Origin of the sequence: Desulfovibrio diazotrophicus (assembly GCF_902498985.2) — a bacterium.
In the GTDB taxonomy this organism is placed as follows: domain Bacteria; phylum Desulfobacterota; class Desulfovibrionia; order Desulfovibrionales; family Desulfovibrionaceae; genus Desulfovibrio; species Desulfovibrio legallii.
The window spans coordinates 2,863,153-2,876,456 of sequence record NZ_OX346397.1 but is presented as its reverse complement, the minus strand read 5'-3'; the positions used below and the strand labels follow the sequence as shown (position 1 = coordinate 2,876,456).

At 62.6% G+C, this 13,304-nt stretch carries 9 protein-coding genes; 5 read left to right on the top strand and 4 right to left on the bottom strand.

Annotation, left to right across the window (positions count from 1 at the left end; genetic code table 11):
* Positions 1–41: 41 nt before the first annotated feature.
* The 4 genes from J7I12_RS12405 to J7I12_RS12390 all read right to left on the bottom strand — a co-directional run bounded on the left by J7I12_RS12405 (position 42) and on the right by J7I12_RS12390 (position 4,219).
* The gene (locus J7I12_RS12405; RefSeq protein WP_118230358.1) at positions 42–512 is read right to left on the bottom strand and encodes a hypothetical protein; all 471 of its coding nucleotides are present in this window, start codon (positions 510–512) and stop codon (positions 42–44) included.
* A complete protein-coding gene (mreC, locus tag J7I12_RS12400; RefSeq protein WP_242621260.1) occupies positions 509–1,363 on the bottom strand; it encodes a rod shape-determining protein MreC in 855 nt (284 codons plus the stop codon). Before mreC ends, J7I12_RS12405 begins: the two co-directional genes overlap by 4 nt.
* A gap of 339 nt (positions 1,364–1,702) precedes the next feature.
* Positions 1,703–2,743, bottom strand: a complete 1,041-nt coding sequence (locus J7I12_RS12395; protein WP_118230360.1) for a rod shape-determining protein — start codon at positions 2,741–2,743, stop codon at positions 1,703–1,705.
* 351 nt (positions 2,744–3,094) lie between these two features.
* Positions 3,095–4,219: a TOBE domain-containing protein gene (locus tag J7I12_RS12390; protein WP_118230361.1), complete on the bottom strand. Its 1,125-nt coding sequence runs from the start codon at positions 4,217–4,219 to the stop codon at positions 3,095–3,097.
* A gap of 158 nt (positions 4,220–4,377) precedes the next feature.
* On the opposite strand from J7I12_RS12390, the gene modA reads away from it, so the two are divergent.
* From modA to pta, 5 genes are all read left to right on the top strand, one after another.
* On the top strand, positions 4,378–5,115 hold the full coding sequence (gene modA, locus J7I12_RS12385) for a molybdate ABC transporter substrate-binding protein (protein WP_118230362.1): 738 nt from the start codon (positions 4,378–4,380) through the stop codon (positions 5,113–5,115).
* Positions 5,116–5,369: 254 nt separating this feature from the next.
* Positions 5,370–6,044 (top strand): molybdate ABC transporter permease subunit, encoded by a 675-nt coding sequence (gene modB / locus J7I12_RS12380; RefSeq protein WP_118230363.1) that lies wholly within the window; start codon positions 5,370–5,372, stop codon positions 6,042–6,044.
* Between the two features lie 2 nt (positions 6,045–6,046).
* On the top strand, positions 6,047–6,805 hold the full coding sequence (locus J7I12_RS12375) for an ATP-binding cassette domain-containing protein (RefSeq protein ID WP_118230364.1): 759 nt from the start codon (positions 6,047–6,049) through the stop codon (positions 6,803–6,805).
* Between the two features lie 579 nt (positions 6,806–7,384).
* A complete protein-coding gene (gene nifJ / locus J7I12_RS12370; RefSeq protein ID WP_498793781.1) occupies positions 7,385–10,921 on the top strand; it encodes a pyruvate:ferredoxin (flavodoxin) oxidoreductase in 3,537 nt (1,178 codons plus the stop codon).
* Between the two features lie 235 nt (positions 10,922–11,156).
* Positions 11,157–13,268, top strand: a complete 2,112-nt coding sequence (gene pta, locus J7I12_RS12365; RefSeq protein WP_130958148.1) for a phosphate acetyltransferase — start codon at positions 11,157–11,159, stop codon at positions 13,266–13,268.
* Positions 13,269–13,304: the final 36 nt, after the last annotated feature.

Genomic DNA, 13,304 nt, shown 5'->3' with positions numbered 1-13,304 from the left:
CGCGACGCGGCGGCCGCGTCCCGGACGGGGAAAGATGGGGGTCAGTTTTCCGCTTCATGCCGGTTTCCGGGTCTGACGGCCACCAAAAGCCGCCAGGCAAAGGGCACGTACAGGGCCTGGATCAGACTTTTGTCCAGCGTATCCCGCACGTTGAAAGGCAGATCCTGCAGCGGGGCCATAAGCCAGGACACGCCGTAATAGGCCCCGCCCAGACAGGCCGAAAGCAGGAAGACGAAGATGAAATTTTCCACTTCAAACAGCCAGCGCCCCAGTTTAAACAGCGCAATGACCGCCGCGTACCAGACGATGATCCCGCCGAAAATCCGCGTGCCCATGCCCTCTTGCAGCAGCACAAACAGCGGCAGCAGCCAGAGCATGTTTTTGTAGTCCCGCTCCTGCAGCAGAATGACAAGGCCCACCACCAGGGCGTCCAGCCCCGGCACTGCGGTCTGCAAGGCCACGGCGCAGGCGCAGAAGCCCAGCCACCAAAGGACGTTGCGCAGGCGGCTCATGGGGCGAGGCTTCCGGGGGCCGGCGGGCCGATAAATTCCTTGGGCGGCGCGCCGGGGTCTGGCGGTGGGGCCATGCCCGTAGGCTCCAGCAAAAGCACTTCTTCCAGATGCTGCAGGTCTACCAGGGGTTCAGCCTTGATGGCCATGAACTGGGTGTAGTCGGAAGGGGCCACGCTGAGCACCCGGGCCACGGGAATGCCCTTGGGATATTTGCCGTCCAGACCGGAAGTAATGAGTATTTCGCCGGAGCGCACCTTGGCGTCGCGGTGCACAAAATTGACCTCCAGCTTCTGGCCCGTGCCCATGCCCGTAAGAATGCCCGGCGCGCGGCTTTCCTGTGAGAACACGGCAATGCGGCTGGAAGGGTCCGTCAGCAGCAGGACAATGGCGCTGTGGGCACTGGCCCGCAGCACCCGTCCCACCAGGCCCAGATTGGTGACCAGGGGCGTGCCCGGTCTGCCGCCCGTGCTGTAGCCCCGGCTGATGGTTATGCTGTCCAGCACGGCGTTGGGGCCCATGCGCCCGGCCAGCACGCGCGCCCCCAAGGGACGCCAGCTCTGGTCCACGGGCAGCTGCACCAGGGCGCGCAGACGGTGCAGTTCGGCCAGGTCCTCGCCGTTGGCCAGCAGTCTGGCCTGAAGATCCTGCACTTCCTGGCGCAGACGCTGATTTTCTTCCCGCACGCCCACCAGATCGAAATAGCGGGTCCAGACGCCCTCCACCGAATCCTGCACGGTCCGGATGGGTTTGAGCACGGCCCCTGCGAGCTCCAGCCCCACCTGGGCGGCCAGACCATCCAGAGTATGCGTGCGCTGGTTCCAGGAATACATGCCCAGAAACAGAATGAGCAAAACGCCCGCAAGGAGGAGAAGACGCCGCAGTGTCACGTGGGGGTGCTCCCGAGGAGGTGGGGTTTTCGCTTTTGCGACAAACAGGGCAACGCCGTTGGGGCCAACGGCCGCCAACGCGCACGGCACCGCCCCGGAGCGAAAACTTCCGGCACGGCGCCGCCTGGCTATACGGGCGATGCGAAGCGTGCCCGGGCGGAGGGTTCCAGAACATTGCACCCGCAACACGCCCTGGCGGCTGCATAAGCAGACGCTCGCCGCGTAAGTTCGCACAGTCTTGCTGCGCGCTCATGCGGCGGAGCGGCCGCCGTGTGCGCGCCAGCAGGCTCAAGGAACGCGGCGCTAGTCGATGCACACCTCCTTGAGGATGTGCAGATTGTCCAGCGTCCGGCCCGTGCCCACCACTACGGTGGAAAGCGGGTCGTCCACCACCGTGATGGGCAGGGAGGTTTCCTCCCGCAACAGCTGGTCCAGCCCCTTGAGCAGCGCGCCGCCGCCTGTGAGTACAATGCCCCGGTCCACAATATCCGCCGCCAGTTCGGGCGGGGTCTGTTCCAGGGCGATGCGCACGGCCTGCACAATGCTGTCCACCTGCTCGGAAATGGCCTTGCGCACTTCTTCGGAGGTGATGATGATATTCTGTGGGATGCCCGTTACCAGGTCGCGGCCTTTGACCTCGATCTGCTGCTCCGGATCCAGGGGATAGGCCGAGGCAATTTTGATCTTGATCTCTTCGGCCGAGGATTCGCCGATGAGCATGTTGTACTTGCGCTTGACGTGGGTCATGATGGCTTCGTCCATTTTGTCGCCGCCCACGCGCACCGAGCGCGAATACACAATGCCCGAAAGGGAAATGACCGCCACCTCCGTAGTACCGCCGCCGATATCCACCACCATGTTGGAGGTGGGCTCCTGAATGGGCAGGTCCGCGCCGATGGCTGCGGCCATGGGCTCTTCAATAAGGTAGACCTCGCGCGCGCCGGCGGACTGGGCCGATTCCTTCACCGCGCGCTTTTCCACCTGGGTGATGCCCGTGGGCACGCAGATCATGATGCGCGGGCGCACCAGCCGCCGCGAATTGTGCACCTTGGCGATGAAGTGACGCAACATGGCTTCGGTAATTTCAAAATCGGCGATAACGCCGTCCTTCATGGGGCGGATGGCCCAGATATTGCCGGGCGTTCTGCCCAGCATGCGCTTGGCGTCGTGCCCCACGGCCAGAACCACGTTGTTGCCGCGGGAGTCTTTTTTGACCGCCACCACTGAAGGTTCGCGCAGAACAATGCCGTGCCCCTTGACGTAAACACAGGTATTGGCTGTGCCCAGGTCAATGGCCAGGTCATTGGAAAACATTCCCAGTGCAAAATCCAGAAGTTTGGACATTCGTCTCACTTTCCTCGCTGTGCTGCTTGCCGCCCGACGCCCCGACCGTCTCCCGCACGGGCTGTGCCCGTTACGCGCGGTCAGGAACCATCCTTGTTGGTCAGGCCAGACTGAAAACAGTTCCGCTAAAACGGGCCTGAAGTCAAGATGGCGGAGCGATGGTTCAAAAACTTTGTCTGCGACGCAGCTTGCCGCAGCAAGGGGAAGGGGCGCGAAGCCTGCCGGGGGTCGGGCTTTACACCGCCCCAAGCCCGCACCAAAGCCCGCACCGGTGCAAAAAACTCCACCACCGAAGCGGGCTGCCGCAGCCCCACGCTTCTGCTCCGGGCCGTTGCTTCAGTTTTTGGCGGTTCAATCCAAATTAAGAATAACAGAAAAAGCCTTGAAAAACACCGTCACCTTCTGCCCTGCCGTCAGGGACACAGGGTTCTCCGCACTGCGGTTGCGCAGAGCGCAGACCAGGCTGCCTTCGGGCAGGGCCACCAGGATTTCAGCCACCATGTCATCCTCGCGTACCCGCTCCACCATGCCCGCAAAACAATTTTCCGCCGGGGTAGAGGCGTTCTTGGGCAATTCTCCCGCCTGCACCAGCACCCAGGGGGCCTTGACGCTGGCGTTGACCAGCTTGCCTTCGGCCAGGGCCAGGGTCTTGCGGCTCTCGTCCGTAATCAGGGCGGCCACACGCAGGCCGCCGGCGGTGCGCAACACTACCTCCACCAACAGACCGCTGCTGCGCAAAGAGGTAATGCGCCCCTGAAAGACGTTTCGGGCACTGGTTTTCATGGGTCGCTCCCTTTGCAGTTGTTCACGCAAAAGCCGCCGGGCCTCCTGCAGGTCGCAGCGCACAAGGCCGCTCTGGCCGGGCGCGGCCCGTCGGCCCAAAAAAATATCCACCACGGGCAAAGGCAGCCCCTGACGCCCCAGCTCCAGAGCGCGGGTGTGGCGCAGGGCGCGGGCGCTCAACAGCCCCTTGGACAACCCACAGGCTGCCCCGCACTGCTGCAGACAGCGGCGTACATAGCTGGCGTCACAGCGCAGGATCTCGTGCGATTCCGGAAACATGGCCGGATCTTCCAACACGCGGCGCAGCCGCCGGCTCACCGTAAGGGGCAAGGGCACCTCGCGACCGGGCGTACCGTTCACGCCAGGCACATGGATAACGCCCTCCCGCATGTCCAGATGCGTGGGCTTGAGCACAAAAATCTCCACCAGACGCAGGGCCGCGTAGCGCAGCAGCATAAAAATAAGCCACATGCGCAGGCGGGGGCGTTTTTCACGCGGGCCGCGGGCAGCGCTGGCGCGCTCCCAGAGCCAGGATTCCACGGCCAGCAGCTCCCGTGGGCTGATGCGGCCTGTGTCCTGCAGCAAAGCCGTGGAATCGCGCCGCAGCAGCCGCTGCCGCAGCCAAGCCCGGTCCGCAGACGAAAGGGTTCGCAGGAGGGCGGCCATTTCCTCACGGTTCTTGCTCTTTTCCATGCTTTTTCCCGTCTTTTTTTTTCATCTTATACAGATAAAGGGTCACGTTTGTACAGCTGTCACGATTTTTTAAATAATCGTGAAGACATTGCCCGAACCTTTTGCTGTTGTAGACTGCGCAAAACGCGCACTCCGCGCCACCGCTACTGGAGGATCGTATGAAAAAACTTGTCCTTGCCCTGGCCTGCACGGCGCTGTTCGCCCTGCCGGCCCAAGCGGCCGAAATGACCGTCTCCGCCGCAGCCAGCCTGACGAACGCCTTCACCGAGCTGAAGACCCTGTTTGAAAAATCGCATGTCGGCCTGACCGTGCACGTAAATTTTGCCGCCTCCAACCCGCTGCTCAAGCAGATTCAGGAAGGCGCGCCCGTGGACGTGTTCGCCTCGGCCGACCAGGCCACCATGGACAAGGCCGTGGCCTCCAAGGTGGTGAACCCCGCCACCCGCAAAAACTTCGCGCAGAACAACCTGGTGCTCATCGTGCCCACCGGGGCCCAAAAGCCCGCCAAGCTGGACGAACTCAAGACCTACAAACGTGTAGCCGTCGGCAATCCTGATTCCGTGCCCGTGGGCCGCTATACCAAGGCCGCGCTGACCACAGCCAAACTGTGGGACGCTCTGCAACCCCAGCTTATTCTGGGCAACAGCGTGCGGCAGGTGCTGGACTATGTAGCCCGCGGCGAAGTGGACGCCGGCTTTGTGTACGGCACCGACGCCAAGCAGCTGGCCTCCAAGGTGGACGTGGCCATGGTGGTGGGCGGTCATGATCCCGTTTCCTACCCCATTGCCGTGGCCACCACGGGCAAAAATGCCAAAATGGGGCAGGAATTCCTCAACTTTGTGCTTTCGCCCGCAGGGCAGCAGGTGCTGGCCAAATACGGTTTTGCCAAGCCGTAGAGGGGCAGGCCCGCAAGGCGCGGCCCTGGCCGCGCCTTGCGGGCCGCCGGATATTGCCGTAGTTTTTATGTAACCGTACACCGTCGGCGAACCCGCCGCGGACGTTGCTCCCCCCGCAGCGCGCGACGCGCGGACGCCTCTTCGGCAGAGACGGCCGCGCGGGCTTTGCCAACCCGGTCGGCAGGCCGCCGCACACTGCGAGGGCTTATTTTTGTTGTCCCCTGGGACACAGACCTGTGGAGGAGTTTCCGGGAATGGATTTTTCCGCCGTTTCCATCGGGAGTCCGCTGGAGCTCTCTCTGCGCGTGGCCGGCATGGCCACGGCCATCTCCTTTGTGGCGGCCACCCTTACGGCCTGGCTGCTGGCACGCAAAAAGGGCCCCCTGCCCGCCTTGCTGGACGCCCTCTGTACCTTGCCCATGGTGCTGCCCCCCACGGTGCTCGGCTACTACCTCATTTTGCTGGTGGGCCGCCGCGGTCTGCTGGGCCAATGGCTGGCCGATATGGGCATCAACCTGGTTTTTTCCTGGCAGGGCGCCGTAGTGGCCGCCACGGTGGTGGTTTTCCCGCTTATTTACAAATCGGCCCGCGCCTCGCTGGAGCAGGTGGACCGCCATCTGGAGGACGCAGCCCGCACCTTGGGCGCGTCGGAGTGGCGCATCTTCATCGGCGTATCCCTGCCCTTGGCCTGGAAGGGCATCTTTGCCGGCATCATGCTGGCCTTTGCCCGGGGCATGGGCGAATTCGGCGCAACCCTCATGATTGCGGGCAACATTCCCGGCAAAACGCAAACCCTGGCCCTGGCCATTTATGACGCCTTTCAGGCCGGCAACGACGCCCAGGCCGCATGGCTTGTGGTAATCACCTCTGCGGTCTGCATCAGCCTGCTTATGGCGGCGGAACTGCTGTTGAAACTCAAAAGGCGGTAACCATGATCTCGCTGCGACTGGTCAAAAAATTCAAAACCGCACGCACGCCCTTCAGCCTGAACGTGGACTACAGTATCGAGGACGGCGATAAAAGCGCCGTGCTTTTCGGCCCCTCCGGATCGGGCAAAACCCTGACCATGCAATGCCTGGCCGGGCTTATGCGGCCCGACGCCGGGCACATCCGCATTGGCGACTGCACCCTTTTTGACGCCGCAAGCAATATCTGCATCCCCGCGCAGCAGCGCCGCATCGGCTACATGTTTCAGGACTACGCCCTTTTCCCGCACCTGACGTTGCTGCAGAACGTGGCCTTTCCCCGCACGGGCTGCTGGCCCTGGCTGGTGCGCAACGGCGAAAAAGAAAAGGCCTACGCCATGCTGGAACGCTTTGGCATCGGACGTCTGGCCGGGCATCTGCCCTCGCAGATCTCCGGCGGCCAGCGCCAGCGCGCGGCCCTGGCCCGCGCCCTCAACGCCGACCCGCGCCTGCTGCTGCTGGATGAACCTTTCTCCGCCCTGGACCCTTTGCTGCGCGAGCGCCTGCGCGACGAACTGCTGGAACTCATGGCCGACCTGACCATCCCGGCCATTATCATCACCCACGACCCCGGCGATGTGGACGCCTTTGCCGGCAGCCTCATCCTCTACGACCACGGCCAGGCCCGCATGGTGCCCGATTACGCCGAGCTACGGCCGCAGTTTGCCCACGCCGGGCCATGTCTGCGGCACCTGGAGGCCACATACTGGCGCACGGCCGCCTGAGGTTCGCCCCTACCGCCCTCCCGGCACACGGGGGTGTTGCGGAAAAAAGGCGGACGGAAAAACACGGACAAACCGCCCGTACCGACGCTCCACAGCACACGCCTGGTGTCTTTGCGCCCTGATGGCAAGGGCGCAGCTAACTTATCAGTAATTCCTATTGATATAACCACAGCCAACAGCCCGAAAAAATTTCATCATACTGCAATATATCTAAATTGCAGTATATTTTTATTGAGAAAAATTTTTTCCCACAGGGGCTGTTTTAACTGTTCAAACAATCAATTTCATGCTAAGCAGAAAAAGGGTTAAGGGCAGGCATGACCAGAGGCGAGCCCTGACGGCAAAACCGCCGGGCAGCCCGCGACGGCCTTACGGGGCAAGGCCTTTCTGGACGTGCGAGGGCAGATTGTATATAGTAGCGAAAGCCACACGCAGCACAAACACAAATTTCACATCCGCACCGGGCGGCAGCCCTGCCGCTGTTCACCCCCGCCCGCGCGGGGCACTCTGAGGAGCCTGCCGGCTCCCGCGCCCAACTGGAAACAACACGCGCCCTGCCGGGGCGCCAAGGAGGAACAGATGGCTCACATGAAAACCATGGACGGCAATAACGCCACCGCGCACATTGCCTACGCCCTGTCGGAAACGGCAGCCATTTATCCCATCACCCCCTCGTCCGTCATGGGCGAGGTCATGGACGAAATGGCCGCCAAGGGACAGAAAAACCTGCTGGGACAGACGGTCATCGTACGCGAAATGCAGTCCGAGGCCGGCGCGGCCGGCGTGGTGCACGGCATGCTTTCGGGTGGCGCGCTCACGTCCACCTATACGGCCTCTCAGGGCCTGCTGCTGATGATACCCAACATGTACAAAATTGCGGGCGAGCTTTTGCCCGGCGTCTTCCATGTGGCGGCGCGCGCCCTGGCCTCGCACGCCCTGTCCATCTTTGGCGACCACCAGGACGTCATGGCCGCCCGGCAGACGGGCTTCTGCTTTTTGTGCTCCGCTTCGGTGCAGGAAGCCATGGACCTCGCCCTGGTGGCCCACCTTTCGGCCATTGACTCCAGCCTGCCCTTCTGCCATTTCTTCGACGGCTTCCGCACCTCGCACGAAGTGCAGAAAATCAGCGTCATCGACTACGAAGACATCCGTCCCCTGGTGAACTGGGATAAGGTGGAGGAATTCCGCGCCACCGCCATGAACCCCGAACACCCCCATGTACGCGGCACCGCCCAGAACCCGGACATCTACTTCCAGAACCGCGAGGCCGCCAACCTCTTCTACGAAGCCGTGCCCTCCATTGTCATTGAGAACATGAAGAAGGTGGAATCCATCACCGGGCGCAAGTACCACCTCTTCGACTATGTGGGCCACCCCGAAGCCGACCGCGTCATCATCGCCATGGGCTCCTCCTGTGAGGTCATCGAAGAAACGGTGCAGTACCTCAACAGTCTGGGCCAGCGCGTGGGCCTTGTCAAAGTGCGCCTGTACCGCCCCTTTGCCCCCGAATATCTGCTGCGCGCCCTGCCGGCCACGGTTTCGGCCGTCACCGTGCTGGACCGCACCAAGGAAAGCGGCGCGCTGGGCGACCCCCTGTACCAGGACGTCTGCACCGCATTTATGGAAAAGGGCGAAGCGCCTACCATCGTGGGCGGCCGCTACGGTCTGGGCTCCAAGGACTTCACCCCCGGCATGGCCAAGGCTGTGTTTGACAACATGCTGGGCCTGCAGCCCAAAAACCACTTTACCGTGGGCATCAACGACGATGTGACCAATACCTCCCTGGATGTGGAAGAAGAAATCGACACCGTGCCCTCCGGCACCGTGCAGTGCAAGTTCTTCGGCCTCGGCGCGGACGGCACCGTGGGCGCCAACAAGCAGGCTGTGAAGATCATCGGCGACAACACCGACCTCTACGCCCAGGCCTACTTTGCCTACGACTCCAAAAAGTCCGGCGGCTTCACCGTTTCGCATCTGCGCTTCGGCAAAGAGCCCATCAAGTCCTCCTACCTTATTACCAAGGCCGACTACATCGCCTGCCACAAGTCCGCCTATGTGACCCAGTACGACATTCTTGAAGGCATCAAGGAAGGCGGCACCTTTGTGCTCAACTCCGGCTGGTCCCTGGCTGACATGGAACAGCACCTGCCCGCCTCCATGAAGCGCGTCATCGCCCGCAAAAAGCTCAAGTTCTACAATGTGGACGCCGTAAAGGTGGCCCAGGAAGTGGGCCTCGGCGGACGCATCAATATGATCATGCAGACGGCCTTCTTCAAGCTCGCCAAGGTGCTGGACTTTGACAAGGCCGTGGCCCTGCTCAAGGAATCCATCAAAAAAACCTACGGCAGCAAGGGCGACAAGATCGTCAACATGAACATCGCCGCCGTGGACAAGGGCTCGGACGCCCTGGAAGAGATCAAATACCCCGCCTCCTGGGCCGACACCACCGAAGGCGCTGAAGTCTGTCACTGCGGCGATGAGGAATACATCCGCGCCGTGGTGCGTCCCATTCTGGCCCAGCAGGGCGACAAACTGCCCGTTTCGGCCATGGACCCCGCCGGCTTCATGCCCCTGGGCACCGCCGCCTGCGAAAAGCGCGGCGTGGCCATCAACATTCCCGAATGGCAGGTGGAAAACTGCATCCAGTGCTGCCAGTGCTCCTTTGTGTGCCCCCACGCCGCCATCCGGCCCGTGGTCGCCACGGACGAAGAGCTTGAAGGCGCGCCCGCAGGCTTCACCACCAAGCCCGCCATGGGCAAAGAACTCAAGGGCATGCACTTCCGCATTCAGGTCTACCCCGAAGACTGCCTGGGCTGCGGTTCCTGCGCCGAAGTCTGCCCCGCCAAGGTTAAGGCCCTGGTCATGAAGCCCCTGGAAATCCAGATGGACGTCCAGAAGGCCAACCTGGCCTTCGCCGAAGGCCACGTGGCCCTCAAGGACGGCCTCATGTCTCGCGACAGCGTGAAGGGTTCGCAGCTGCAGCAGCCCTTGCACGAATTCTCCGGCGCCTGCGCCGGCTGCGGCGAAACCCCCTATGTCAAGGTGCTCACCCAGCTCTTTGGCGAGCGCATGCTGGTGGCCAACGCCACGGGCTGCTCCTCCATCTGGGGCGCCTCTTCCCCCACCACGCCGTACTGCACCAACAAGGACGGCCACGGCCCGGCCTGGGGCAACTCCCTGTTTGAAGACGCCGCCGAATACGGCTGCGGCATCGGCTTGGCCTACGTGCAGCGCCGCAAGCGCCTGGGCATGCTGGTGGAACAGGCCCTGCAGACGGAAGACCTCACCCCCGAACTCAAAACCGCTCTGGAAGGCTGGCTGGCCAACCAGGACGACCCCGAAGCCTCCCGCAAGTTCGGTGAGGACGTGCTCGACAACATCGACGCCCTGAACAGCGCCCTGGCCCATGAGATCTGGGACATGAGCGACCTCTTCACCAAGAAGAGCGTCTGGATCTTCGGCGGCGACGGCTGGGGCTACGACATCGGTTACGGCGGCCTGGACCACGTCCTGGCCTGCGGCGACGACATCAACGTGCTGCTTATGGACACCGAAGTATACTCCAACACGGGCGGCCAGTCCTCCAAGGCCACGCCGCTGGGCGCCGTGGCGCAGTTTGCCGCCGCGGGCAAGCGCACCGGCAAAAAAGACCTGGGCCGCATGGCCATGACCTACGGCTATGTGTATGTGGCTTCCGTGTCCATGGGCGCGGACAAGCAGCAGGTTCTCAAGGCCTTCCGCGAAGCCGAAGCCTACAAAGGCCCCTCGCTGATCATCGCCTACGCTCCCTGCATCAACCAGGGCCTGCGCAAGGGCATGGGCCGCAGCCAGGAAGAAGCCAAGATGGCCGTGCAGACCGGCTACTGGCCCCTGTACCGCTACAACCCTGAGCTGGCCAAGGAAAAGAAGAACCCCTTCCTGCTGGACAGCAAGGCCCCCAGCGCGGACATTCAGGAATTCCTGGGCGGTGAAACCCGCTACGCCTCGCTGGAGAAGAAAGACCCCGAAGCCTCCAAAAAGCTGCGCGCCGAACTGGCCGAAGCCTATGCGGAGCGCTACGCCATGCTCAAGCAGATGGCTGAAATGCCCTACCCCGACCCCTCTGAGGCCAAGTAGGGAACAACCGTAATGATGCCCGCGTCCGCCCGGACCCGACGCCGTCCTGCCGGGGACGACGCCACGGAAACGGCGGACGCGGGCAACGCCGGACATATACATGTGGTCGGGGCGCGGCAAAGCCCGCGCCCTTTTTGTGTTCCTCCGCCTGCGCAGCGGCGTCCGGCGGGCCGCGCAACGGCCCGGGCCGGAAAATCCCCGTCTGCGCGCACGACGGCCAACCGCTGGAGGCACCATGCCTAAAGGTCTCTACATCACCGCCACCGGCCCCATGACGGGCAAAAGCGCCATTGCCCTGGGGGCCATGCAGCTGCTCAGCCGCAGCATGCGCAAGGTGGCCTTTTTCCGCCCCATCATCAACGAACCCCTCTGGGACGACCGCGACCCCGACATCAACCTCATGCTTGAGTATTTCAAACTCAACATGGACTACGCGGACACCTTTGCCTACACCCAGCGCGAAGCCCGCCAGATCATCAATCAGGGCTCCCGCAACCTGCTTATTGAACACATCATCCAGAAATACAAAAAACTGCTGGAAACCCACGATTTCGTGCTCTGCGTGGGCACCGACTTTCTGGCCAAAGACCCTGTCTTTGAATTTGAGCTCAATGCCGAAATCGCCGCCAACCTGGGCTGCCCGGTCATTCTGGTTACCAGCGGCTACAACGTGAGCGCAGAAGACATCCGCGAATCGCTGCAGATCACCATGGACAGCCTCAAGCCCCATGCCCTGGACGTGGTGGCCACCATCATCAACCGCCGCAACCTGAGCCAGACCGAACTGGACGAACTGCGCGGCCAGTTCAGCACGGACGACCGCCCGGCGCTGATCTACTCCGTGCCCAACGACCCCACCATCGGCCAGCCCACCATGCGCGACGTGAAAAAAGGCCTCAACGCCCAGGTGCTTTTTGGTGAAAACCGCCTGGATGCCCTGGTGGGCGACTACCTCATCGCCGCCATGCATGTGGATAACGTGCTGGGCTACATTGCCAAAGACCAGCTGCTGGTCACCCCCGGCGACCGCACGGACGTGCTGCTGGCGGCCATTGCCTCGCGCCTTTCCTCCTCCACTCCGGACATCGCCGGCGTGCTGCTTACGGGCGGGCTGCGCCCTTCAGAACGGGTCTGCAAGTTCATTGAGGGCTGGACCGGCTCCCCCCTGCCCATCCTTATGACTCAGGACCACACCTACAAGGCCGTACTGGCCCTGCAGGGCATTATCGCCCCCATTGAGCCCGGCGACCTGCGCAAGATCAACACCGTGCTGGGGCTTTTTGAGCACCACGTCAACGGCAAGGAAATCACCAGCCGCATCGGCGGCGAGCGCAGCAGCCGCATCACGCCCATGATGTTCGAGTTTGAGCTTATCGAACGCGCCAAAACGGACAAAATGCGCATTGTCCTGGCCGAAGGCATGGAAGAACGCATCCTCCGGGCCACGGACATTCTGCTGCGCCGCGATGTGGCCGAAATCATTCTGCTGGGCAATGTGGAAAAAATCCGCACCAAGGCCAGCACCCTGGGCCTGGACATCAGCAAGGCCACCATCATCGACCCCATGCACGCGCCCCAGTTTGACGACTACGCCGCCACCTACTACGAACTGCGCAAAAAGAAGGGCATCACCCCGGAACAGGCCCGCGACACCATGACCGACGCCACCTACTTCGGCACCATGATGGTCAAGAAAGATGACGCCGACGGTATGGTTTCCGGCTCCATCAACACCACGGCCCACACCATCCGCCCGGCCTTTGAGTTCGTCAAAACCAAGCCCGGCTTTTCGGTGGTTTCGTCCGTCTTCCTCATGTGCCTCAAAGACCGCGTGCTGGCCTTCGGCGACTGCGCCGTGAACCCCAACCCCACGGCCCAGCAACTGGCGGAAATAGCCATAGCCTCGGCCCACACGGCCCAGGTCTTCGGCATTGAACCGCGCGTGGCCATGCTCTCTTACTCCACGGGCACCTCCGGCAAGGGCGCGGATGTGGACGTGGTGGTGGAAGCCACCCGCATTGCCAAAGAAATGGCCCCGGACCTGGCCCTGGAAGGCCCCTTGCAGTACGACGCCGCCATCGACCCCAGCGTGGCCAAGACCAAAATGCCCGACAGCCAGGTGGCCGGTCGCGCCACCGTGTTCATCTTCCCGGACCTGAACACGGGCAACAACACTTATAAGGCCGTGCAGCGCGCCGCCGGGGCCGTGGCCATCGGCCCCGTGCTCCAGGGCCTGAACAAGCCGGTCAACGACCTCTCGCGCGGCTGCACCGTGCCTGATATTGTCAACACCGTGGCCATTACCGCAGTACAGGCCGCGGCAGAAAAAAAGGCCGCCAAAGCGTAAGCGGGCGACCGGAATACTGGTAGAAGATGCCTCCGG

Bases quoted from the DNA above. Each gene is read 5' to 3' on its own strand.
- J7I12_RS12390 (WP_118230361.1), bottom strand. From the start codon at position 4,219: ATGGAAAAGAGCAAGAACCGTGAGGAAATGGCCGCCCTCCTGCGAACC.
- J7I12_RS12405 (WP_118230358.1), bottom strand. From the start codon at position 512: ATGAGCCGCCTGCGCAACGTCCTTTGGTGGCTGGGCTTCTGCGCCTGC.
- modA (WP_118230362.1), top strand. From the start codon at position 4,378: ATGAAAAAACTTGTCCTTGCCCTGGCCTGCACGGCGCTGTTCGCCCTG.
- pta (WP_130958148.1), top strand. From the start codon at position 11,157: ATGCCTAAAGGTCTCTACATCACCGCCACCGGCCCCATGACGGGCAAA.
- nifJ (WP_498793781.1), top strand. From the start codon at position 7,385: ATGGCTCACATGAAAACCATGGACGGCAATAACGCCACCGCGCACATT.
- J7I12_RS12395 (WP_118230360.1), bottom strand. From the start codon at position 2,743: ATGTCCAAACTTCTGGATTTTGCACTGGGAATGTTTTCCAATGACCTG.
- modB (WP_118230363.1), top strand. From the start codon at position 5,370: ATGGATTTTTCCGCCGTTTCCATCGGGAGTCCGCTGGAGCTCTCTCTG.
- J7I12_RS12375 (WP_118230364.1), top strand. From the start codon at position 6,047: ATGATCTCGCTGCGACTGGTCAAAAAATTCAAAACCGCACGCACGCCC.